The sequence below is a fragment of the Aquirufa rosea genome, assembly GCF_004118285.1.
GTDB classification, from domain to species: Bacteria; Bacteroidota; Bacteroidia; order Cytophagales; family Spirosomataceae; genus Aquirufa; species Aquirufa rosea.
Window position 1 is genome coordinate 600,893 of record NZ_SDHY01000001.1, and the last position, 22,916, is coordinate 623,808.

The window sequence follows — 22,916 nt, forward strand, 5'->3', positions numbered from 1 at the left end:
CCATTCCATAGGTATAAAAAAAAGATGGACCCTTTGGCAGGATCCATCTTATCAGGTTTTAATTACCTAAGGTCCAACCTTCGCGATATGTTCTCTTGACAAAGGCGTTGGCAGCGTCGTAATTAGTTACGCGCATATTTTGATTATCCCAAAGTAATTTGGTGTTAGAGCCAGGATAATGCATTCCGTTACCCGTTTTTCTTGGAACTGGAATATCTGCGACACGAATGGCTAAATTCGCCATCAAAATAGCTTCAGTCAACGGACCAGCCATTTCAAATGGAGAACTCAATTCCTTTTTACCATATCCTGCGATACAGCCTTCTACCCATTGAGCATAGTGGCCATCGGCACTTCCAGGAACACGCTCCAATTTGCGAGGCACTTTCACTTCTTCATTTCTGGACAATGGTAATAAACGTGGATTGGCCGCATACTCACTAGCCATCATTTTACCTTTTGTTCCAATGAACAAGATACCTGAATTACCATCTCCAAACATTTCATCTGGACCTAATTCCTCAGGACGCTCTGGTTTAATACCACCATCCATCCAATGCATCGTGATTGGACCTTTGGTCCGATCAGTCTTAGGGAAAGTCAAAGTAGCATGACTTGATGGAGGGCAACTATCTGGGAAAAACCCTCTTTTACCGAATGCCGTATATACCGAACTTACAGAAGCTTGTACATCTGTCGCATATTTTAAGTTTAATACACGGAATGGTGCTTCCATTAAGTGGCAACCTAGGTCACCCAATGCACCAGTACCATAATCCCACCAGCCTCTCCAGCTACCCGGAATTAAATTGTCAACATAATCTTTGTATGGAGCCGTTCCTAACCATAAATCCCAATCCAATCCTTGTGGAACTGCAGGCTTTGTACTAGGCCATGGTATACCCTGCGGCCAAATAGGACGATTAGTCCAGATTTGTACCGTATGCACGTCACCGATGATACCTGCATCAAACCATTCCACCAATTGACGAACTCCGTCACCAGAAGCCCCTTGGTTACCCATTTGAGTCACCACTTTATATTTTTTGGCCGCTTGCGTCAAAGCTCTCGCCTCATATATATCATGTGTCATAGGCTTTTGCACATACACGTGCTTACCTAATTGCATGGCTGCCATAGCTTGAATGGCATGGTTATGGTCTGGAGTGGATACCGAAACCGCATCAAAGCTCTTCGATTCTTTTTCCAACATCACTCGCCAATCTTTGTAATATTTCGCTTTGGGGTATGCTTCCACTGAATCTTTCGCCTGACGGTCATCCACATCACATAAAAATCCGATGTCGGCTTTTCCACTTTGAGCGAAATAACGTAAATCTGATTTTCCTTTCCCTCCAACTCCTATACCGGCTACTACTATTTTATCACTGGGAGCGGTAAAGCCTTTTCCACCTAAAACGTGGCGAGGAACAATCATAAAACCAGCAGAGGCTAAACTGGCAGACTTAATAAACTCCCTTCTGGAAGCATCGGATTTTTTTAGTTTCATAGGTCTAAATTTAAAGGTATCCCGAAATGACAATTCCTACATGCCAATTCAATCTTCAAATCTAAAACAAATTTGGATTGAAACAATTCAATTTAAACTATTTTTAATCCAACAATTAATTATTAGGAAAATTAGTGGGAAACAAGCTCCAATAAAACCTGAAATGGTACTGTTACCGAAGTCATATAAACTGGATTTTGTCGACTACTTTCGGTAAAACACTCCCATGGAGCTCCAAAGTCCTTGCCCTTACGAAAATCCCCCTTTTTCAAGTCTGAAATGAGTTCTTTGATCAATTGTTGAGCTAAATTGGGCTGTGTTAATGAAATAGTGTAAGCCACCCATGCCGTAGGGGTAGACCAGTAAGCCCCATTTTGGTAGCTATTTTTCTCCACTAGACTTCCCTCCCAGGCCGTGCGACGATTAAAATCGTCTGTATTTAATACATGTCTAATAGCTCCCCTAAAAGCTAAGTGATTACTTTTGTAGGCTTGTGCTAAACAATTTGATGCCTTCATGGCATTCTCTCCCTCTAAAAGACCTAAGTAAACCGCCCAAGAGGTACTCCAAACATCGGCCTGTGCACTTTTTCTTGTGGACGCTCTCAACATACCTCTCCTATCCTGAAAGACCCGAATTAGCTCCATTTTACATGTATCTGCCTTAGCAAGAAAGCTCAATCGGTCCTTTTCTCTCTCTTGCAATCGATATAGCTCAGCCAAATGTAATAAAGCTTGGTACCTCAAGATGGAGGTAAAACATAAATCTCCTGTGATGTGAATTGCATCCCTAAAACCAAAATCCACACCTCTATTAAAATCACTTACAGAAACTAGCTGATTCAGTGGATTAATAGGAACGGCATGAAAAGCAGATAAGAGTCGATCAAATAGACTTTTTCCTCGTATGGGGCTTTGCAAGATGGATAAATCTCCACTTTGTTTTATGTACACATAAGCCATTTGAATAAAGAAAAACATATCATCCAATGGAGGTTGCTGGCCCCAGCGTATTTCTCCTTGGTTTTCAAAATCGTAGGTACCCGGAAAATAAATGGGTAGACTATCATCTATCCGAATATGATCTGCTATCGCACCCATGGGTACAAAAGAACCAAATTGGGTCTTAAATTCGTGATCATTTTGAGTACTAGCAGTCAATAAAAGCATGTGCTTTTGTTCTTTTATAGGAATCATTCCTGTTCCCAATGACATAGCATAATCTCTTATCCAAAATGCAGGATAGGAAGTCCTACCTCCAGGACGGATTAAAACACCACCTGTTTGATTAGGGCCAAAATCCCTTGAAATACGCTGGCCAGGATAAATTTTTGAACTATCAACAACGGCTTGAGTCAATTCCTTTAAAAAAGCCAAATCCTCTCGGCTAATCAATGATTGAGCGCTAACAGGATATAAGAACAAATAGAAAAAAAGAATGAATAGGAGCCTGGTCATGATTCAATAGGTTAGTCTTTTCATAAAATTAAACTCCAAGTCAAATTCAAGCCAAGGCAGGCTTGTATTAATCAAAGCAATTGATAACTTTGGAAAATACAGACCCAATTTTTTGCAACAAATAAACCTATTTTAACTCGGAATAATGAAAAATTCACGCAGAAATTTCATAAAAAAGGCTTCCACAGGGGCAGCCGTTTTATCCTTAGGAGGAATCCTTCCTTGCTTCTCAGCCAAAAGCTATCACCGCATTTTAGGAGCGAATGAAAAAATTACCGTCGCCTGCATGGGTGTGAACAGTAGGGGCTTAGCCGTGGGAAAGAATTTTGCTGCACAAAAAAACTGTGAAGTCTTGCATGTCAGCGATGTGGATACTCGCGCAGCTGATATCTGTATTAATGCCATTGAGAAAATTCAACAAAAAAGACCTAAAGCTACACCCGACTTCAGAAATGCATTAGAAGATAAGGATGTAGATGTGTTAATAGTTACCGCACCTGACCATTGGCATGCACCTGCAGCGATACTGGCCTGTTCAGCCGGAAAACATGTGTATTTAGAAAAACCTTGTTCGCACAATCCCAACGAAGGGGAATTATTAGTAAAGGCAGCTGCCAAACACAATCGAATCTTACAAATGGGTAACCAGCGCAGGTCATGGCCTAATGTGGCCGCAGCCATTGCCGAATTACATGCGGGGGTCATTGGAAAGCCCTATTATGCGAAAACCTGGTATACGAATAACCGTCCTTCCATTGGTATAGGGAAAGAAACTGCTGTTCCTTCTTGGTTAAATTATGATTTATGGCAAGGACCAGCTCCTAGAAAAGCCTTCAAGGATAATTTAATTCACTATAATTGGCATTGGTTTTGGCACTGGGGAACCGGTGAAGCCTTAAACAATGGTACCCACATGGTGGATTTAGCCCGTTGGGGTTTAAATGTAGAGTATCCTACCAAAGTAAGCTCCAATGGCGGAAGATACCGTTATCAAGATGATTGGGAAACTCCAGATACCCAAATGATTAACTTAGAGTTTGCCAATAAATCACTCATTACTTGGGAAGGAAGAAGTTGCAATGGTAAATCTACCGAGGGCCAAAGTGTCGGCGTGATTTTCTATGCAGAGCAAGGATCCATGTTGATTGAAAGTGGTAACTCCTACAAGATTTTCGACCTTAAAAATAATTTAGTAAAAGAGGTGAAAAATGATTTTGCAGTAGATGCCCGCAATTTAGCTGACCCAGCATCTAATTTGGATGCTTTGCATATTCAAAACCTATTTGATGGCATAAAAAAAGGGACTTCCTTGAATTCAGACATCGTCAGTGGACATCAGAGTACGTTGTTGGTTCAATTGGGTAATATCGCACAGCGAGTGGGTAGAAGTTTGCAAATAGATCCAACCAATGGGCATATTGTGAACGACAAAGAAGCCATGAAGTTTTGGAGTAGAACCTATGAAAAAGGTTGGGAACCAAAAATCTAAACTGATGGCCAGTTCCAACAATGACTCATTTATACATCAGCGTCTGCATTCATTGGATGCGCTGAGGGGCTTTGATATGTTTTGGATTATGGGGGCGGATGAACTCATTCACAAAATTGCCGATCAAAGTCAATCGCCCTTTTGGCAGGCCCTAGCCCATCAATTCAAACATGTCAAATGGGATGGATTCAGAATCTATGATCTGATTTTTCCGCTATTTTTATTTTTGGCGGGGGTATCAACCCCCTATTCCATTGGTAGATCGCTTGAACTGGGAAAATCAAAGGCTGAGGTACTTAGAAAGGTAGTACAGAGAGGATTGATGCTAGTCATTTTAGGCATTATTTATAACGAGGGTTTAGAAATTAAACCTATCGCTGAAATCCGATTCTCGAGTGTTTTGGGAAGAATCGGTATAGCCTATATGTTGGCCAATATCATCTATTTATATTTTAAAGATAAAGCTCAAATCTACTGGTTCTCCGGTTTATTGATTGCGTATTGGCTCATCTTAAAGTTCACATCCGCACCGGGCTTTCCATTGGGTGATTTAACCGAGCAAGGCAATTTTGCATCCTATGTGGATCGAAGTATTTTACCAGGAAGGCTCTCAAGAGGCATACATGATACCGTGGGCTTTTTTAATAATATTCCCGCTATAAGCACGGCCTTGGCAGGAATTATCACCGGAATCTACCTTAAAAAGCCTGAAATAGCCCCAATGACTAAGGTTAAATGGATGATTTATGCAGGAATTGGCTCCTTGGTGCTGGCTCAATTATGGAACCTAGATTTTCCTATCAATAAAAACATGTGGTCTAGTTCTTTTGTACTGCAAACCACGGGTTTGAGTCTTATTTTGTTAGCCATTTTCTATTTTGTCATTGATGTAAAAGGCTATCAAAAATGGTCCTTTTTCTTTCAGGTCATCGGTATGAATTCCATCCTGATATACCTTTCTGGACATTTCTTAGATTGGGATTATACGAACAAGGCCTTGTTTACTTGGTTATTTCAACTCCTGGGCGAGCCGTATTCAATAATCATGGCTGTGGCTTGTGTGATCCTGATTAAATGGGTATTTTTAAGATTCCTTTACGAGAAAAAGGTCTTTTTACGTGTTTAAAACCTATTATTTTGAAACTACATATTTTTTCAACCCCAAAGCACTTAGGGCAAGCTGCAGGAAGTTTAGCGGCCGAGCATATTAAAAAAGCCATCCAAGAAAACGGACAGGCCAATATAATTTTGGCGACAGGTACTAGTCAATTTGAAACCCTGAATCAGTTAATTCAGGAAAAAGAGATTGATTGGAGTTTGGTTAATTTGTTCCATTTAGATGAATACATTGGATTGTCAGAAAGCCATCCTGCCAGTTTTAGAAAATATTTAAAAGAGCGATTTATTCAGCTCGTTCCTAACTTAAAATCCTTCCATTTAATCAATGGAGAGACGGATGCCCAAGCGGAATGCACTAGACTAAATAGTATCATTAGCCAACATCCCATCGATGTAGCCTTGGTAGGCATTGGAGAAAATGGGCATTTAGCCTTTAATGATCCTCCGGCAAATTTTGAAACTAAAGACCCCTATTTGGTAGTTGAATTAGATGAAGCTTGTCGGAAACAACAAATGGGCGAAGGATGGTTTCCTACTTTAGAAGATGTTCCAACACAGGCTATTAGTATGTCCATTCAACACATTATGGCTTCCAGCAAAATCATTTCATCGGTTCCAGATTTCCGTAAAGCAGAGGCCGTTAAAAACTGTTTAGAAAATGAAGTGAGTCCTTGGTATCCTGCCAGTATCTTACAAAAGCACACTGATTGCTCCATGTTTTTAGACATCCATTCGGCCGAATTACTATCGGCAGATTTGAAAAAACAAGCATTCATAGCCTAATGGAATCACTGATAACACGATATAAAATCTACCATGGTTCTGTCATTTTACCGAATGGAATTCTCCCTGTGGGTACGGTATTGGTGGAAAATGGTAAAATCGTGGAAATTGCTGAAGGAGAATTGGACTTTCCGGGTGCCATTGAAATAAATGCTGCCGGAAATTTCATTTCGCCAGGCTTCATCGATATTCACTTGCATGGTGGAGGCGGACACGACTTCATGGATGGAACGGTAGAAGCGTTTTTAGAAATTGCTAAAACGCATGCAAGATTTGGAACTACGGCTATGCTTCCTACCACTTTGACCAGTGAAAAGGAGGATTTAATTTTAACCTTGGAAGCCTATCAAAAAGCCCATGCCAGCCATACAGAGGGCGCTAGTTTTTTAGGCATGCACTTAGAAGGCCCGTACTTTGCATTAAGTCAACGAGGAGCGCAAGATCCAAAATATATACGAAATCCTGATCCAGCTGAGTACACTGATCTTTTGGAAAATTATAACTGTATCCGACGGTGGTCAGCTGCACCTGAATTACCCGGCGCCTTGGAATTTGCAGATTACGCTAGAAAAAAAGGAGTTTTGGTTGCCCTAGCTCATACAGATGCTATTTGTGAGGAGGTTGAAACAGCCTTTCAACATGGTTATAGCCTAGCCACCCATTTTTATTCAGCCATGTCGGGAGTTACCCGAAAAAACGCTTTCCGATATGCTGGCGCAGTAGAGGCGGGCTATTTAATAGACGAAATGGATGTGGAAATCATAGCAGATGGCGTGCATTTACCCTCTAGTTTATTGAGATTGATTCACAAAATCAAAGGTACTTCCAAAATTGCCTTGATAACCGATGCTATGCGAGCGGCAGGACAAGATACGGATCATTCCGTGCTAGGTCATAAGGACAAAGGTTTAGCCGTTATTGTAGAGGATGGCGTGGCAAAATTACCTGATAGAAGTGCATTTGCTGGCAGCATCGCAACGACCAATCGTTTGGTGAGAACCATGCTTCAAATGACAGACATAGCCTTGGAGGATATTATTCAAATGATTTCCTTAGTACCTGCCAGAATTCTTCAAGTGGACCAGCAAAAAGGCAGTTTGAGCCGAAACAAAGATGCCGATATCCTAATCTTTGACAAGGACATCAACATCCAAATGACCATGGTCAATGGACGAATCATCTACGATCCCAACCATTCACTATAATTCTTTAATCTTGATGTTTTTAAAGGCTACATTATGGCCATGATCCTGCAATAGGATATGTCCCTCTTGGATCAAAGGGTAATTGGGAAAAGATTTGAATTTGCTTTGTTGAAAACCATCCATAAATGCCTTCGATTTACGGTTGATGGACACAATCAATTTCCCATCTAAATAATGTTCAATTTGATCCTGATTAAAAACGATTCTGGAGCGATGCCAAGTTGAAATATCCACATCAGGCTTGTTGGCAGCTGCTATTTGGTATAGAGAGCCCGTTTTAATGTCGGCAGGCAAATGCTTATCGTTGTAGATAAAATCTGCATCATCAATCAATTGATATTCATAGCCCGGTTGAGAGCCACCTGTGGCTTTAGGAAGCTTTTCCTCCACCAAATATTTCACTCCAGAATTACCCAATTTTCCCAATTTCCAATCAAAACTTAGATCAAAATTTCGATATTTCTTAATGCTGACAATATCGCCAGCATCTGCGGCCTCTCCTCCATCACTCAACTCTCCTAACAAAGTGCCATCACGAACCACCCAGCCTTTTTTAGGAAACTCATTCATAAATGCACCTCGCCACCCTTGAGTACTCTTACCATCAAATAACAAGGCATAACCCGCTTTTTTTTCGGCACGAGTTAAAACATTATCTCTTGTACAAGCACATAACATACTAGCAATCAATAGACTATAAACGATTTTCATTTTGAATTATTTAATTTTTGAATACATGTCGGCAAGCTTAACGGATGCACCCTTCTTGCGTTTACTTTCATCGGCAGCTTCCATAAAAGCGAAAATCTCCAAGGTTTCTTCCTTGGAAACAGGAGGAATACCTGTTTGGAAAAACTCTATAATTTTTAGCAATAAAGGATCGTATCCTCCATAAGGTCCTAAATGAGCCACAGAGTTAGTACCAAAAGCTGTACCGCCATATTCCTGTTTACCATTTTTTATCCCCCTAAATGTCCCGATTCGGCCATCTTGCCAAACACCTACCACCACTTCCTGATCCTCGTTAATGTATCGATTCACTTGTTGGCAACCTGTTCCCATCATAGTAAACAAAGTCTCCACACCGTGAATACCGTACCAAAACAAGTCGGGATGTGTTTTTTCTAATTTCATAGGACTAAATGCATCTGCACCATTGACCTTCCCCACTTTACCGGCACGAATTTCTTGCACGCTAGGTGAATAGCGTAAAGATGAAGCCGAGAAAATAGGTACTTGGTATTTCTCCGAGGCAGCGAATATAGCTTGAGTATCTTTTAAAGAGGCCGCTATGGGTTTATCGATAAACATTCTTTTGCCTGCTTTGAATACCTCCATGGCTTGTTCCAAATGCAACCTTCCATCGTTAGTTTCTAGCATAACCACATCCACTTTGGTCAATAAGTCCTGTATGGAATGGACAATTTCTACGCCATATTTTTGCACCTCTGCTGTATAACCCGGAATACGTTCGGCACTGGAAACGATGTCCTTACTTCCGTGGGGGTAAGCTGCTACAATTTTAAAGCCAGCATATTGGGTGGCATTGGGCGCGTTCAAGGCCTTGGTGAATGCCGTCACATGAGAAGTGTCTAAACCTATGATTCCAATGCGTTTTCCTATTTCTGCCATTTTTAGATTGGAATGGGTAGAAATTGTAGCCCAAGATGTAGTACTTAACAAGGATAAGCTGGTTAGGCTACCTTGTTGTAAAAATGCTCGACGAGACTTAAATAATTTCTTCATAATATAGGAATTCAGAAAATCCATTTTCTGATTTTATGACCATAAATAGAGTAAAATACGAGGTATAAATAACAAGGAAACAAGACCCAATAGGCTGAACGTAAATCATACAAATCTGCAAAATAGCCATAAAACAAAGGCATGATAGCGTTTCCACATAGTCCCATGATTAAAATGGAGGCACCTAGTTTGGTGAACTTACCTAAACCGTCCAATGCCAATGGCCAAATACCCGCCCAAATCAAGGAATTAGCTAGGCCTAATAAAACCACAAAACAAATGGAAAGATCCACTTGATGGCCCATAAAGTTCACTTCTCCCTGTGCCCATAAAATACCCAAAGTAAAAAGAGTCCCTAAGATGGTACAGATTCTAAAGGCATTGACTTGGGATATGAATTTAGGAATAAAGATGATTCCCAAAATATAACCGGCGATAGTAGCCAAGAGAGTATAGGATGGAAAAACTTTTGCGTCCATGAGTGGAATATTCATGGAACCTGCATAACCAATAATGGTATCTATGGCAATTACTTGAGTACCCACGTGTAGGAAGATGGCAAGAGCACCCAAAATCAAATGAGGGAATTGAAAAATATTATGTTTACTTGAATTGACCATGGCCAATTCTTCCGACTCAGCATCTGTGTCAATTTCTGGCAAAGGAGAATAACGCACTACTAAACCCAATAAAAACAAAACGCTTCCAACAATTGCATAGGGAACGGTAACTCGTCCAACCAATTCATCCAAAGCAGCATTTCTTGCCTCCCCTGACATATTGGCCAAATTTTTAAATAAATCACTGTCCGTTGCTTTTAAAATGACCGCAGCAAATACCAATGGAGCCAAAACGCCTGCTCCCTTATTGAATATCCCCATGATGGAAATGCGCTGAGCGGCACTTTCCTGAGGACCCAACACGGTGATATAGGGATTAGCAGCAGTTTGTAATATAGCCAAACCTGCACCCAGGGTAAATAATCCAAATAAAAAAATGGGATATGTTCGAGTCATAGAGGCTGGTAAAAAAATAAAGGCCCCCAATGACATTAGCCAAAAACCCATCATCATTCCACGTTTAAATCCCACTTTCTTTAGTAAGAATGAAGCAGGAACGGACATAACGAAATAGGAAATGTAAAAGGCAAAAGTGACAAAATAGGCCTGAAAATTGCTCAGTTCACAGCCAATTTTAAAATATGGAATCAAAATAGCATTGACCCAAGAAACAAATCCGAAGATAAAAAACATGAAGCCTATAATCAGTATGGATACCTGGGTATCCCGCTTACTTAAAGCAGAAATGGAGACCGCTTGACTCATCGTATGAACAGTACTTAGATTACACTACTTGTGAAATGAAGCAACAAGTAGCAGTTTTAATAGGTTTTACTTGATCCAAGTTAAAGGAATTCACCTAAAAAACAAACCTGCTTAAACCTGACAGAGAGATTTTTTTACGCCAATTAGCCGAAATTAAAACATAAGATCCTCTTTCACTTTTGACATTTTTTATTCTTGATTTGTAGAAATAGGCTTATTCAAGGTGCGATATTTTATACAATTTCAAGTTTCACCAGAACAAAATAAAGAATTTTATTTATTTAGTCTATTAAATATATATACTTAATAGAATAATGTCTTTAATTTGCCATCGAGTTGAGAAAATCAACAATGATTCAAAGCCTCACAAGGCCAATCATGATAAATAAAATATAATAATCACACCCATAATCCACTCTAATATACCATGAAACAATTTTCTAAATTAGTTCTATTAATTCTACTAGGTCTAGTACCACTCCTTTCATTCGCCCAAGAAAAACCCATCATCAATGCCAAGATTTCGGGTAAGATTCTTGATGCACGCACCAATGAATTCATTATCGGTGCCTCCGTATTTATCAAAGGGGTTACCAATGGTGCCAGCACGGATGCCAATGGGGAATTCACCTTAATCACGGCTCAAAAACTTCCATTTACATTAGTGGTTTCATATGTGGGATACCAAAAAAAGGAAATACTCATTAATAGCCACCAAGTGGAAATTAGGTTAGAAGAAAGTACAAATGAACTAAGCGATGTGGTGGTTACCTCTCGCAGACGACAGGAATCCAGTCAAGATATACCTATTCCCATTTCGGTGATTCGCGGTGCGGTAGCTGAAGATGCAGGGGCATTTAATCCCAATCGATTGAAAGAATTAATCCCGTCTGTTCAATTATATTCTTCCAACGGTCGAAACACTACCTTAAATATTCGAGGTTTGGGATCATCATTTGGTTTAACCAATGATGGTATTGACCCAGGAGTTGGTTTTTATGTGGATGGAGTCTATTATGCCAGACCAGCTGCCACTGCCATCGATTTTGTCGATGTAGATCGTATTGAAGTTCTGCGTGGTCCACAGGGGACACTTTTTGGAAAAAATACCACAGCAGGTGCCTTTAATATTACTACTCGAGCTCCTAGTTTCACGCAAGGTGTTTCTTTTGAAGCTAGTTATGGAAATTTGAATTACATCCAAGTAAAAACTTCCGTTACTGGCCCATTAAGCAAAAAACTGGCCGCTAGACTTTCCTTTTCAGGTACACAACGGGATGGTACGATTTACAATTTGACCACCTTAAAACCAACCAACGCCTTAAATAACTTAGGATTCAGAGCACAGTTATTGTACACCCCTTCAGAGTATGTCAATATCACTTTTGCAGGAGATAATGCTAGACAAAGACCCGATGGAAATGCCACTGTGGTGGCGGGTGTAGTTCCAACTCAAAGAGCTGCCTACCGTCAATTCAATGCCATCATTGCAGATTTAGGTTATAAATTGCCTACGACCAATCCATTTGATCGCATCACAGATGCTGATTCTCCTTGGCGTGTCAACAATGATTTTGGTGGTGCTTCCATCAACGTAGATGCAAAAATTGGAAAAGGAACTTTAACCTCAACCACCGCATGGCGCTACTGGATTTGGGATCCATCCAATGACCGTGATTTCATCGGATTACCGGTTTTAACTAAGTCACAGGGAAATTCCCGACATGACCAATGGACGCAAGAAGTTCGATATTCTGGGCAATTCACAGAAAGTTTAAGTGGTGTATTTGGCATATTCTTAATAGATCAAATTCTTACTTCCAATCCAGTACAAACAGAAGAATCTGGCTCTGCCCAGTGGCGATTTGCCCAAAGTTCTACTTCTGCGCTTTGGAAAACACCTGGTTTATTTGATGGTTTTGGTACCCGAACTACCTCTCGTCTACATACCTTAGGAGCAGCGGTGTTTAGTCAAATCGACTGGAAGATAACCGATAAAATCCATGTGTTGCCAGGAATTCGATTTAACTACGACAAAAAAGATGTGGACTATAAAAGAGAAACCTATGGTGGTTTGCAGACTACAGACCCCGCCTTATTGGCCTTGAAAAACGGCTTATATACTAACCAAGCATTTAATTTTAGTGTGAATGAAAATAATCTCTCTGGTCAAGTTACTTTGGCTTATAAACCCAATAAATCTGTAAATTTATTTGGAACCTATGCCAATAGCTACAAACCTGTGGGCGTCAATCTGGGCGGATTACCTAGTGCGAATGGTGTGGTATTAATCGATTTGGCACGAGTAAAACCTGAATTTGTGACCCATTATGAACTAGGACTAAAAACCAAACCAAGTATTCAATCTACCTTGAATTTAACAGTTTACAACACTGAAATTCAAGATTATCAAACCCAAGTTCAAACTGCCGAGGTAGGTGTCAACAGAGGATATTTAGCCAATGCCGAAAAAGTGCGAGTACAAGGTGTCGAATTAGATGGAAGTATTCGAATTAACAGCCACTTTACTTTCACAGGAGCTCTTTCTTATACGGATGGAATTTATGTTTCCTTCAAAAATGCTCCAGTGCCCCTAGAAGAAACAGGCGCAGCTTCTGCCTTTAAAGATATTTCAGGTGGAGAATTACCAGGAATTTCTAAATGGGCCGGATCATTAAGCGGTGAGTATATTCACTCTGCTAAATTCCTATCGCTAAAAGGTAATTTCTTTATCGGTGTAGATACTTATGCTCGTTCTACTTTTTCTTCCAGTGCCTCACCATCCAAATACCTAAACATTGCAGGCTATAATCTTGTCAATGGTCGAATTGGCTTCAGAGCTTCCAATGGCTTCTCAATTTTCGCTTGGGGAAGAAATATATTGGATCGAGATTATTTCGAGCAGTTATTACCTGCGGCAGGAAATGCTGGACACTATGCGGCGGTGCTGGGTGATCCAGCCACTTACGGACTTACCTTAAGGTTTAACTATTAATTAATCCACTCTTCTACGTAAACAATCCCCGAATTCGGGGATTGTTTATTTTATACCAGCTTAGTACTTGATAGAAAATATCTCTTTGGACACTATTACCCTCTCCTCTCCTTTCCAAGATTCATAGGCCAATAGCCAAGCCTTGCCATTCCAAGTGATAACGGGATAAGAACAATCCGATAAAGGATCTGAAACCAGTTCGTGCCTTAATTTACCAGAAATATCCTTGACATAAATCCCAATCTGCTTGTAATAACGCTCTCCATCCTGCTTGATTTGCGCATATACCAAGGCCACCTCTCCCTTAGGATTAGATGCCAATTGTGCTTGACGGTATTTATCCCCCTTCAAGTGTAAAATCATTTCTTTTTTATTTTGATAGGACCATTTTATTCCCGAACCACTACTAGCTCCTGTATACCAAGCCGCCTCCAAGCCCTTGGGGCCTCGGGCTAAACTGGGTCCAGCGTGTGGACAAGCATTTACCTGCCAATGGTCTTCAACCCAAGTGATTGGCTCAGAAAATGTCTTTCCAAAATCACTCGAATGAATATAAGCCATGTCCCGCTCTCCAATATTATTTAAATCCCGATAAATAATATCCATATTACCTTGTTCATCTGCGATGGCATCAATCCGACAACATTCACAGGTCTGCTTATCCAAGACACGCATAGAACCAAAACCCTGATTATTATCCGTCTCTGCATAAACCAAGGTTCTGCCTTTAGGTCCCAGCTTGACATCCAGCCAAAGAGCACCAATTTGTCCATTCGGCAATGGAAAAATCTTCCCGAAGGAGTGGCTTAGCCCGGCAATGGTATCTTGATGTATCGTTTGTGCCTTCGTCCACTTACCTTGGTTTTCCATGGCATAATACAAATCTCCACTGAATCGGGATTTCTCTGAAGGCTTATTTAACTCATACAACAAAATACAAGTACCGTCCGACTTATAAGCCAATTTCGGCATTCCCTCCGCATGGGTAGATGCCTTCGGATGAATAGGAATGGCTTCTGAAGCCAACCAAGATTGACTTGCTTTGCTCCATACTTTTCTGAAAAACAAAGCAGAATCGCCATGTTTTTCAACCCAGGAAAGCACGGGACTTCCATCCTTTTTAATTGCAAAAGAAGGGTCCATGGCAACTCTTTTGGCATCAGATACTTGTTGAGCATGAGTCAAATATACACTTAGGACTAAGATTAATAGCATCGATATTTTCATGACTACTTCGATTTAAACAATTGAAAAATATCCACTTGCAAGCCCATATTGATGGTTCTGGGTGCTGCAGGAGTGTAAGTACTTTTATCATTGACATTATTACCCCGGCTAGCTGAATTGGCATATAATTCATTGGAAAGGTTCATCACATTCATGAAGATTTGATAGGCTTTCCACTGATAGCCCCAGCGTAAATTCAATACCGACACGCCAGGCAATCCTGCAAATCCTGGATCAGCATACACCACCGTATTCACTTGATTTTGATACCAAGTACTTATTCGCTGCCACTCCAATGATACTCTGGCTCCTTTTAGCCAATTAGGTTTATAGGTAATCTCAGCGTTAGCAATAAAATGTGGAGCTTGAGGCATTTCCTTTTGGTTTACATTTCTGATAGCGTCGGAGGCTTTTTGACTCAAGACAAAATCCACAAAAATGTGACGGGCATTAGTAGCGCCTAATCTAAAATTCCATTGATTGTCAGGACGATATGAAATGGCATATTCAATACCTTCATGCAGGGTTTTACCTGCACTTTGGTAATCGGTGGAATTATCTGGCTGACGAATACCCAACAATTCATTCTGACCACTTAGGCGATAAATAGAGTAGTCCAAAAACAATTTAGTTTGAAACAAAGAGGCCCATCCCCCCGTCTCCACATTATGGAACACAGCAGGGTCAATACTTAAATAAAACTTTTCTCCCGTTGCGGTCGCCTGTGCTACTGGACGTGTCCTAAATACCGCCGATAATGCAGGAGGAGAAAAACCCTTGGAATAATTGGCATAAAAACCAAGGGATGAACTAGCCTCATAGGTCATCCCAATTTTAGGAGAAAACTGGGCATAGGATTTAGATCCAATAATACTTTGGTCTATGAAATTAGTGTAATCAAATGACATGTCATCGTATCTTCCACCCAGGGAAATTCTCCATCGCTCGGTGGGATTCAAATCCCATTGGGCATAAACTGCCTTATTCCAAATAATGGCTTGATAATTGGAAAGAAAATTGTTGGGCAAAGCTTGAGCAATCTCATATTTCTCCACCGACTTCTTATCAGGTCTAAGCGTAGCAGATAAATTTAATTTATAAGCCCAATAAGTATTTGGGGAGCGGTCTAATAGAAATCCCATTACCAATTTAGCATCCAGAAATGTGAACTTCCTACTGTGCTGACCCATCAGTCCCCAACTCGTGAAATTATTCGAATTAACTTGGCCAGAAGCCGTAGTGGATGGTGCTGTCCAAGCAATACTATAGGCCGGATTTTGCCCCAAAGCATTATCGCGATAAAAAGCAGTCAAACTGGAAATAGATTGATCATCACCCTGGTGCTCTAGAGTAATTCTTGAACGAGAAGAGTAAGAACTGCGGTAAGTAAAATCGGCAGGACTTTTATAGCTTCTGGAATAGTAACCTATGCTGTCAATATTTCCACCTGTTTGAGAAAAATAATCATTATAAGCCCAAGAAGCCCACAATTTGCTTTTAGTAGAGAGTTGAAAATCCAATCTTACTTGAATAGATGACTTATCAAAATCTGAATTGGAAGCCCAAGAATTTTTTTGTTTAGCTATATAGCCTCCCGTCATGATGGACCATTTTTTTGTCAATTGTCCGCCAGCAGTAAACTGGGTACGTAAATATCCCCATTCATCTCCCTGAAAACCAATCGTGGCGGTAGGAATACCGGGAGCCACTTTGCTGATTAAATTGACTGCCCCTCCTACTGCTTCGGGTCCATATAATGAAGAAGCGGGTCCTTTAATAACTTCGATGGAATTTATGCCTTGTAAATTACTTTCAATCAAAGCATTGTGATTAAACACACCCAACGGACGCAATGGCAGGCCATCCTCCATGTATAAAAAATACGCCGAGGTTCCAAAGGGCTGTCGAATGCCCATGGCATGTTGCTCATTGTTATAGTTTAACATCACCACACCTGGGACCTTGTTAAGCAATTCGGTTAATTGGATGGCCTTGGTATCTTGAAGTAAATTTGCGGGTATTTTGTGAATAGCTATGGGAGTTTCCGTACGCAAAGCGGCTTGTCGGGATGCGGTTACAATTACCGCCGCTAAATCCAAGGAGGCTTCTTCCATCTGAATAATGGAAGGGATGGCATCACCTTTCAACCTTAAAGATTTGTATCCTAAGGCACTAAATACATATTCTTCTTGAGATTGAAAACGTTGGGATATGAATTCACCTCGTTCATTGCTCAAGGCTATCAATCGATTGTCACGGAGGCAGGAGGCTCCAATGATGGGTTCTTGAGTACTGGCATTTAAGATTTTATAGGTACCTATTTGAGCATAACTTGCTAGCGATAGCATGCTTATGACTGCTAAAAATAAAGCTTTCATTTTAAACTAATTTACATGAGAAAATAAGCTTGGCACTAAAGTCCAAGACAATGGTTTCAAGAAATTAGCTAATTTGAGGAGGGTGAAATGTTAACTCAGGAATACTCTTAGGGGCCATGGTTGCCATGGAAAAATGATTTTCAGAGAGGTCTGAAAAGGAGGCCAAAAAGGTTAAATGATCCACAGATTCACAGGCCAATTGAATCTCAGGCATTTTTTCCAATCGCTCTGAATTGGTTTTTTGCTCTTTGTCCTCGGCTGCCTTCAATTTTTTAGCCAAATAACACTGTCCGTTACAGTTTAATTTAGGCTTGTCGCGGTTAACACAAAGATTTTTAGCGATATAATTCCTATTAACTTGGTAATATGCCACTGATGCCCATTGACTCATCAGAGGCAATTGAATGGCAATCAATAAAATTAGGGCTATTACTCGGTTCATGAATGGACAAAATTAAACTATTAAAATCATACTAGGGCAATGTTTTCACTTTAAAGATGCCCGGGGCTTATTTTGACTACAAAACAATACCATAGTTCCGCTCATCATGATTAGGGCTACCCCAAAGAGTAACTGATTGCTGAAAGGTATTTGTACTAAATTCAAAAAGCTCATCCCTTGTAACATCAGAATTAATTCGTTCAATAATATTCCCAAAATGAAAATAAACAGACCTATGGGCAACCAATTATTCAAAACTATATAGCCTTTATTCAAGGCATATCCCAATAAAAACAAGGTAACTACCCCCAATAATACCAGATGCAAATAAGCAATCACTACGGGTCTAAACCCAAAGGCATATTCACTGAGGCTCGGGAGTACCGACAAACCCTGAAGACTAAATTTTAAACTAGCAGCTAGAGCCACTAAGATCCACAAAAAAGTATTTAAGGCTGATACATGAGGCTTGATGAATGCTCTTTGTCGGAAAATTTGGAGAAGCCAATAAAACCAAGCACCGAGTTGAGTAAATGCAGCCAAGACCAAAATCAAATACATATATAAGGGTAATTTAGCCCAAATGATAGACAATAAATAGGCAGGAGCTAAACTCACAGCCATCAAATAAAAAACTATTTTTTCCCTCGGTACTTGAAGCTGATGGGCTTCAAGGAAATAAGTAAACAAACCCAAGCAAGAGAATATAAAATAGCCATTGTATTGAAAATGTAAATAGTAATACACGGAAGCCAAATACATCTCAGCATGATTGATTTTATTGGACATCAAATAGCCTAAATACATTGTTCCTAGGGAAGATAGCACATTAAAAATGATACTTGCTTTAATGTAATAATCTCCCGTTGTCAGCGACTTATTTTGATTTAAATTCCGCCAAACTCGCCAACAAAAAACATAATTAATAGCAGTGCTCCAAGTAGAGAAAAAGATAGAAATAAAGCCGTAACCTTGGTACACAAAGGCAAATAGCATAAAAAAGGCCACCAGGCTATTCCAAAATAATAATGATTTAAATTGGAAGGAAACCTGTTGTTGATTCCGTTCATTCAGGGAGAAACCTATCAAGGTCATGATCATTTGTCCCACCCATGCCGCAAAAGCAAAATGGGAATGCCCATGAAGTAAATGTTTTTGTTGAATCCATGGCCATGAGAAAGCAATTTTATAGCGTAAAAGTACCCCTAACAGTGCCACCACCACTAGATTAAATAAAGCTACTTTTACCCAAAAATTGATTCCTTTCGCTTCCATATCCCTAATCAAATAAAAACACTTTTCGATTTTCAATTTTCAACCTGCCATCTAGGTGCAAATTCCGAATGACACGAATCACTGTTTCTACCCGCAAACCAGTCAAATCTGCAATTTGCTGGCGGGTTAATTGCACCAAATGATCTTCCGAAGTCACGTATTGTTGCGTTTCTTTTAAATAATTCAACACTGCCACGACCAATTTTTCGGGCTCATTGCTACTCATTTCTTTCAGCATAAAGAACTTGAATCTTAAAAGCTGAGCCAATCGTTTGGAAAATTGAAGGTGAATTTCTGGATGCTCCTTCATTAGTGTTTGAAAACTAGCTTTGGAAAGACGAATCACGGTAGATTTTACCAATGCAAAGGCTGAAGCAGCATAAGGTTCGTCATCAAATAAAGGAATCTCCCCAAAGCTCTCCCCTGGATTTATCAAACGCTGAAGATACTCTTTGCCGTCATCCGAAATGTTCACCCATTTCAATTGTCCATCGACCAATTGGTAGTAGTAAGCACATTCCATTCCCTCGGAAAAAAGCACTTCGTTTTTTTCCAAAGTGCGATAAGTAGCCCCCCAAGAAATAAGTAATTTTTCGTCGATCATCATTGAAAATTTAAGCGAAACAAGCTCATTCTTTTCAGTTCAAATATGAGCTAAATCATGTCAATTTATGATTAAAATCACATTTATACAAAGTGCTTAAAAATGAACACAATAAGCTGATTTTCAATTATTTAAGTAACCTATTATATATATGCATTAGGCTCAAGAGCCACTTTATGACTGCACGCATAAAGTTCGAAAAATCTGAGCGATAACATTGTCCCAACAAAAAAATCAAACAATGAAAAAAGTAATAATGATGCTTGCTCTTGGCCTTTGGCTAACGTCCTGTGGAGGTAATGAAGGATCAAATTCTTCTGCGGATTCAAGTGCTTCAGCTAGTTCCACCGAAAGCAGTGGTGCCAACCCCGATTATGATCCAAAACGTGGTACTGGAAAATTTACCGACGTTGTTGTCAGCCCAACTTTAGACAAAGCCTTAGCAGAAAAAGGGAAAGCTACTTCCGATGTTAAATGTAGCAGTTGCCACAAATTAACTGATGAAAAATTGGTTGGTCCAGGATGGAAGGGTGTTACTAGTCGCCATAGCCCAGCATGGATTTTAAACTTCATGACTAATACCGATGAAATGATCAACAAAGACCCGGCAGCTCAAGCGCAGTTGGAGATTTGTTTGGTTAGAATGCCAAATCAAAACCTTAGTGATGATGAAGCCAAATCACTTTATGAGTTTATGCGTCAAAATGATGGCGTAAAATAAATATTCACCAAATAATTAAAGCACATGAAAACTAAGTTAACCAAATTTCTGCCGCTATTGATGCTTGCTGGATTGGCTATCCAATCTTGTAAGCCAAAAAATGCTGGCAATGCTTCTTCCTCTGGTTCAGCAGAAAAAGCTTATGTTGCCCCCGGCAAATACGATGAATTTTACAATTTAGTCTCGGGAGGTTTTTCTGGACAAATGAGTGTCTATGGCCTTCCAAGCGGTCGTTTGTTCCGTGTTATTCCTGTATTCTCTGTTGATCCAGAGAAAGGATATGGTTACAGCGAGGAGACCAAGCCCATGTTAAATACTTCTCATGGATTTGTGCCTTGGGATGATTTGCACCACACGGAGCTTTCCCAAACCAATGGAGAAGTGGATGGCCGTTGGGTATTTGGTAATGCCAACAACACCCCTCGTGTAGCTCGCATCGATTTAGCTAGTTTTAAAACAGCTGAAATCATTGAATTACCGAATAGTGCAGGTAATCACTCCTCCCCTTTCATTACGGAAAACACTGAATACGTAGTGGCAGGCACTCGTTTCTCTGTTCCACCAGATAATGCCAATGGAGATATCCCAATTAGCACTTACAAGGAAAACTTCAAGGGATATATCAGTTTTATTTCGGTAAAAAAAGAAAGTGGTGAGATGGATTTAGCCTTCCAAATTGAATGCCCAGGTGTCAACTTTGACCTAAGCCATGCTGGAAAAGGCAAATCCAATGGATGGTTCTTCTTCAGCTGCTATAATACCGAACAAGCCAATACCTTGTTGGAGGTCAATGCTTCCCAACGAGATAAAGACTTCATCATGGCGGTGAACTGGAAAAAAGCAGAGGAATATATCAAAGCAGGAAAAGCTAAACGTATTGCCGCCAAGTATGCACATAATAAATACAACGAGAAAACACATACGGCAACTTCCGAAATGAAAAAGGATGTGTTGGTGTTGGATGCCAAAGCATTAAAAGATATATGCTATTTTATTCCTTGCCCTAAATCCCCTCATGGCTGTGATGTGGACCCCACAGGTGAATACATCGTTGGATCAGGTAAATTAGCCGCTTTGATTCCTGTATTTAGCTTTGATAAAATGATCAAGGCCATTGAAGGAAAACAATTTGATGGAGACTTTGAAGGTATTCCGGTAATTAAATACGAGGCTGCCTTGTATGGAGAAGTGAAAAAACCAGGACTTGGACCATTGCACACTGAATTTGATGGAAAAGGAAATGCCTATACTACCTTTTTTGTATCCAGTGAGGTGGTTAAATGGAACATCAAAGACCTAAAAGTGTTGGATCGTGCTCCCACCTATTATTCCGTGGGCCACTTATGTATTCCGGGTGGAGACAGCAAGAAGCCCAACGGAAAATACCTAATCGCTTATAATAAAATCACCAAAGACCGCTACTTGCCAACCGGCCCAGAATTAACCCAAAGTGCCCAACTGTATGATATTAGTGGGGATAAAATGGAAATGATTTTGGACTTCCCGACCATTGGAGAACCGCACTATGCGCAAGCTATTTCTGCTGATTTAGTGAAAGATCGTTCTATTAAGTTTTACAAAATCAATGAGAATGAAAATAAGTATGTGACCAAGGGTGAAGGACAAGCCAAAGTGGTTAGAGAAGGTAATGTGGTTCATGTGTACATGACTTCTATTCGCTCTCACTTTGCTCCAGATAACATAGAAGGCATTAAAATGGGAGATGTGGTATATTTCCACGTAACCAACTTGGAACAAGATTGGGATGTACCTCATGGCTTTGCCATTAAAGGGGCAACCAATGCCGAACTATTGATCATGCCTGGTGAAACACAAACTATAAAATGGGAACCTGATAAAGTAGGTATTTTCCCAATGTATTGTACCGACTTCTGTAGTGCACTACACCAAGAAATGTCAGGATACATTCGAGTATCTCCGAAAGGAAGTAATGTTCCTTTAAGCTTCAGCCTAGGTAAAAATAAACCGATTGCCAAAAACTAATCTTTGGGGAGTATGGAATAGCTTCCATACTCCCTTAATTCCCTAAAATTTTAGCTATTATGAAAGCTTTATCGATTATCCTTTGTTCAGCCTGGCTATTGTTTAGCACAGCATGTTCCAGCTCAGAAACTGATACCTCATCTGCCAGCACAGAAAGTACTACTGCAACAGGAGGACAAGAAAATGTGAAAGATGATGATTCACAGCAAGATGTAGTCAAAGTAGCCGTGGGTTCTAAAGACCATACTACCCTGGTGGCTGCCTTAAAGCAGGCGGACTTGGTCACTTCTCTATCGAACGCAGGTCCTTTTACGGTTTTTGCCCCTACCAATGCGGCTTTTGACAAATTAGACAAGGCCACTTTGAATGCCTTAATGACAGATGAAAAAAAAGCTGACCTACAAAATATTCTCCAATACCATGTAACTGTATCTGCCCTAAAAGCTGACTTTCTTCAAGATGGTCAATTATTAGGCATGGTAAATGGAGATAATGTAATTGTCAGTCTAAAAAACGGCAAAATTATTCTGAACAATTCAGCCACCATTGTTGCCTCCATACCCGCCTCCAATGGCATGATTCATGTCATAGATGGTGTATTATTACCTCCTAGTAAATAGTTTAAATTGCCTCCTC

18 protein-coding genes are annotated in these 22,916 nt (G+C 40.2%); 8 read left to right on the forward strand and 10 right to left on the reverse strand.

The features are described 5' to 3' along the window. Positions 1-58: 58 nt before the first annotated feature. Complete coding sequence (locus tag ESB04_RS02700; RefSeq protein ID WP_129025993.1) at positions 59-1,510, reverse strand: Gfo/Idh/MocA family protein; 1,452 nt, start codon at positions 1,508-1,510, stop codon at positions 59-61. Between the two features lie 131 nt (positions 1,511-1,641). Then, positions 1,642-2,967, reverse strand: coding sequence for a hypothetical protein (locus ESB04_RS02705; protein ID WP_129025995.1), 1,326 nt, complete (start codon positions 2,965-2,967; stop codon positions 1,642-1,644). A gap of 145 nt (positions 2,968-3,112) precedes the next feature. On the opposite strand from ESB04_RS02705, the gene ESB04_RS02710 reads away from it, so the two are divergent. The 4 genes from ESB04_RS02710 to nagA are packed head-to-tail and all read left to right on the forward strand — an operon-like array spanning position 3,113 to position 7,563. Further along, positions 3,113-4,456: a Gfo/Idh/MocA family protein gene (locus ESB04_RS02710; RefSeq protein WP_129025998.1), complete on the forward strand. Its 1,344-nt coding sequence runs from the start codon at positions 3,113-3,115 to the stop codon at positions 4,454-4,456. Between the two features lie 4 nt (positions 4,457-4,460). Then, positions 4,461-5,582 (forward strand): acyltransferase family protein, encoded by a 1,122-nt coding sequence (locus ESB04_RS02715; protein ID WP_129026147.1) that lies wholly within the window; start codon positions 4,461-4,463, stop codon positions 5,580-5,582. A gap of 11 nt (positions 5,583-5,593) precedes the next feature. Then, on the forward strand, positions 5,594-6,358 hold the full coding sequence (locus tag ESB04_RS02720) for a glucosamine-6-phosphate deaminase (RefSeq protein WP_205749453.1): 765 nt from the start codon (positions 5,594-5,596) through the stop codon (positions 6,356-6,358). Beyond that, positions 6,358-7,563, forward strand: coding sequence for an N-acetylglucosamine-6-phosphate deacetylase (gene nagA / locus ESB04_RS02725; RefSeq protein WP_129026003.1), 1,206 nt, complete (start codon positions 6,358-6,360; stop codon positions 7,561-7,563). Before ESB04_RS02720 ends, nagA begins: the two co-directional genes overlap by 1 nt. On the opposite strand, the gene ESB04_RS02730 is transcribed toward nagA, so the two are convergent. From ESB04_RS02730 to ESB04_RS02740, 3 genes are read right to left on the reverse strand one after another with little or no spacing between them, the layout of a single operon-like run. Further along, positions 7,558-8,274 (reverse strand): 3-keto-disaccharide hydrolase, encoded by a 717-nt coding sequence (locus tag ESB04_RS02730; protein WP_129026005.1) that lies wholly within the window; start codon positions 8,272-8,274, stop codon positions 7,558-7,560. The genes nagA and ESB04_RS02730 overlap by 6 nt on opposite strands. Positions 8,275-8,280: 6 nt before the next feature. After that, positions 8,281-9,309 (reverse strand): Gfo/Idh/MocA family protein, encoded by a 1,029-nt coding sequence (locus tag ESB04_RS02735; protein WP_129026007.1) that lies wholly within the window; start codon positions 9,307-9,309, stop codon positions 8,281-8,283. An 11-nt stretch (positions 9,310-9,320) separates the two neighbouring features. Next, complete coding sequence (locus ESB04_RS02740; RefSeq protein WP_129026008.1) at positions 9,321-10,634, reverse strand: sugar MFS transporter; 1,314 nt, start codon at positions 10,632-10,634, stop codon at positions 9,321-9,323. A 427-nt stretch (positions 10,635-11,061) separates the two neighbouring features. On the opposite strand from ESB04_RS02740, the gene ESB04_RS02745 reads away from it, so the two are divergent. Next, positions 11,062-13,629 (forward strand): TonB-dependent receptor, encoded by a 2,568-nt coding sequence (locus tag ESB04_RS02745; protein WP_129026010.1) that lies wholly within the window; start codon positions 11,062-11,064, stop codon positions 13,627-13,629. A 60-nt stretch (positions 13,630-13,689) separates the two neighbouring features. On the opposite strand, the gene ESB04_RS02750 is transcribed toward ESB04_RS02745, so the two are convergent. The 5 genes from ESB04_RS02750 to ESB04_RS02770 form a co-directional block, all read right to left on the reverse strand. Further along, positions 13,690-14,856: a hypothetical protein gene (locus ESB04_RS02750; protein WP_129026012.1), complete on the reverse strand. Its 1,167-nt coding sequence runs from the start codon at positions 14,854-14,856 to the stop codon at positions 13,690-13,692. A gap of 2 nt (positions 14,857-14,858) precedes the next feature. Next, positions 14,859-17,234, reverse strand: coding sequence for a TonB-dependent receptor (locus tag ESB04_RS02755; protein ID WP_129026014.1), 2,376 nt, complete (start codon positions 17,232-17,234; stop codon positions 14,859-14,861). Positions 17,235-17,298: 64 nt separating this feature from the next. Beyond that, positions 17,299-17,676 carry a hypothetical protein gene (locus ESB04_RS02760; protein WP_129026016.1) on the reverse strand — a complete coding sequence of 126 codons (378 nt, stop codon included), beginning with the start codon at positions 17,674-17,676 and terminating at the stop codon, positions 17,299-17,301. A 45-nt stretch (positions 17,677-17,721) separates the two neighbouring features. Then, positions 17,722-18,951, reverse strand: coding sequence for a hypothetical protein (locus tag ESB04_RS02765; protein WP_129026018.1), 1,230 nt, complete (start codon positions 18,949-18,951; stop codon positions 17,722-17,724). 4 nt (positions 18,952-18,955) lie between these two features. Next, positions 18,956-19,558 carry a Crp/Fnr family transcriptional regulator gene (locus tag ESB04_RS02770; protein WP_129026020.1) on the reverse strand — a complete coding sequence of 201 codons (603 nt, stop codon included), beginning with the start codon at positions 19,556-19,558 and terminating at the stop codon, positions 18,956-18,958. A 253-nt stretch (positions 19,559-19,811) separates the two neighbouring features. Between ESB04_RS02770 and ESB04_RS02775 the strand changes: the two genes are divergently transcribed. Genes ESB04_RS02775 through ESB04_RS02785 form a run of 3 tightly spaced genes read left to right on the forward strand, consistent with a single transcriptional unit; the run spans position 19,812 to position 22,900 of the window. Beyond that, positions 19,812-20,276, forward strand: a complete 465-nt coding sequence (locus ESB04_RS02775; protein ID WP_235832164.1) for a c-type cytochrome — start codon at positions 19,812-19,814, stop codon at positions 20,274-20,276. A gap of 24 nt (positions 20,277-20,300) precedes the next feature. After that, complete coding sequence (gene nosZ, locus ESB04_RS02780) at positions 20,301-22,280, forward strand: Sec-dependent nitrous-oxide reductase (RefSeq protein ID WP_129026024.1); 1,980 nt, start codon at positions 20,301-20,303, stop codon at positions 22,278-22,280. Between the two features lie 59 nt (positions 22,281-22,339). Further along, on the forward strand, positions 22,340-22,900 hold the full coding sequence (locus ESB04_RS02785) for a fasciclin domain-containing protein (RefSeq protein WP_129026026.1): 561 nt from the start codon (positions 22,340-22,342) through the stop codon (positions 22,898-22,900). Positions 22,901-22,916 lie beyond the last annotated feature (16 nt).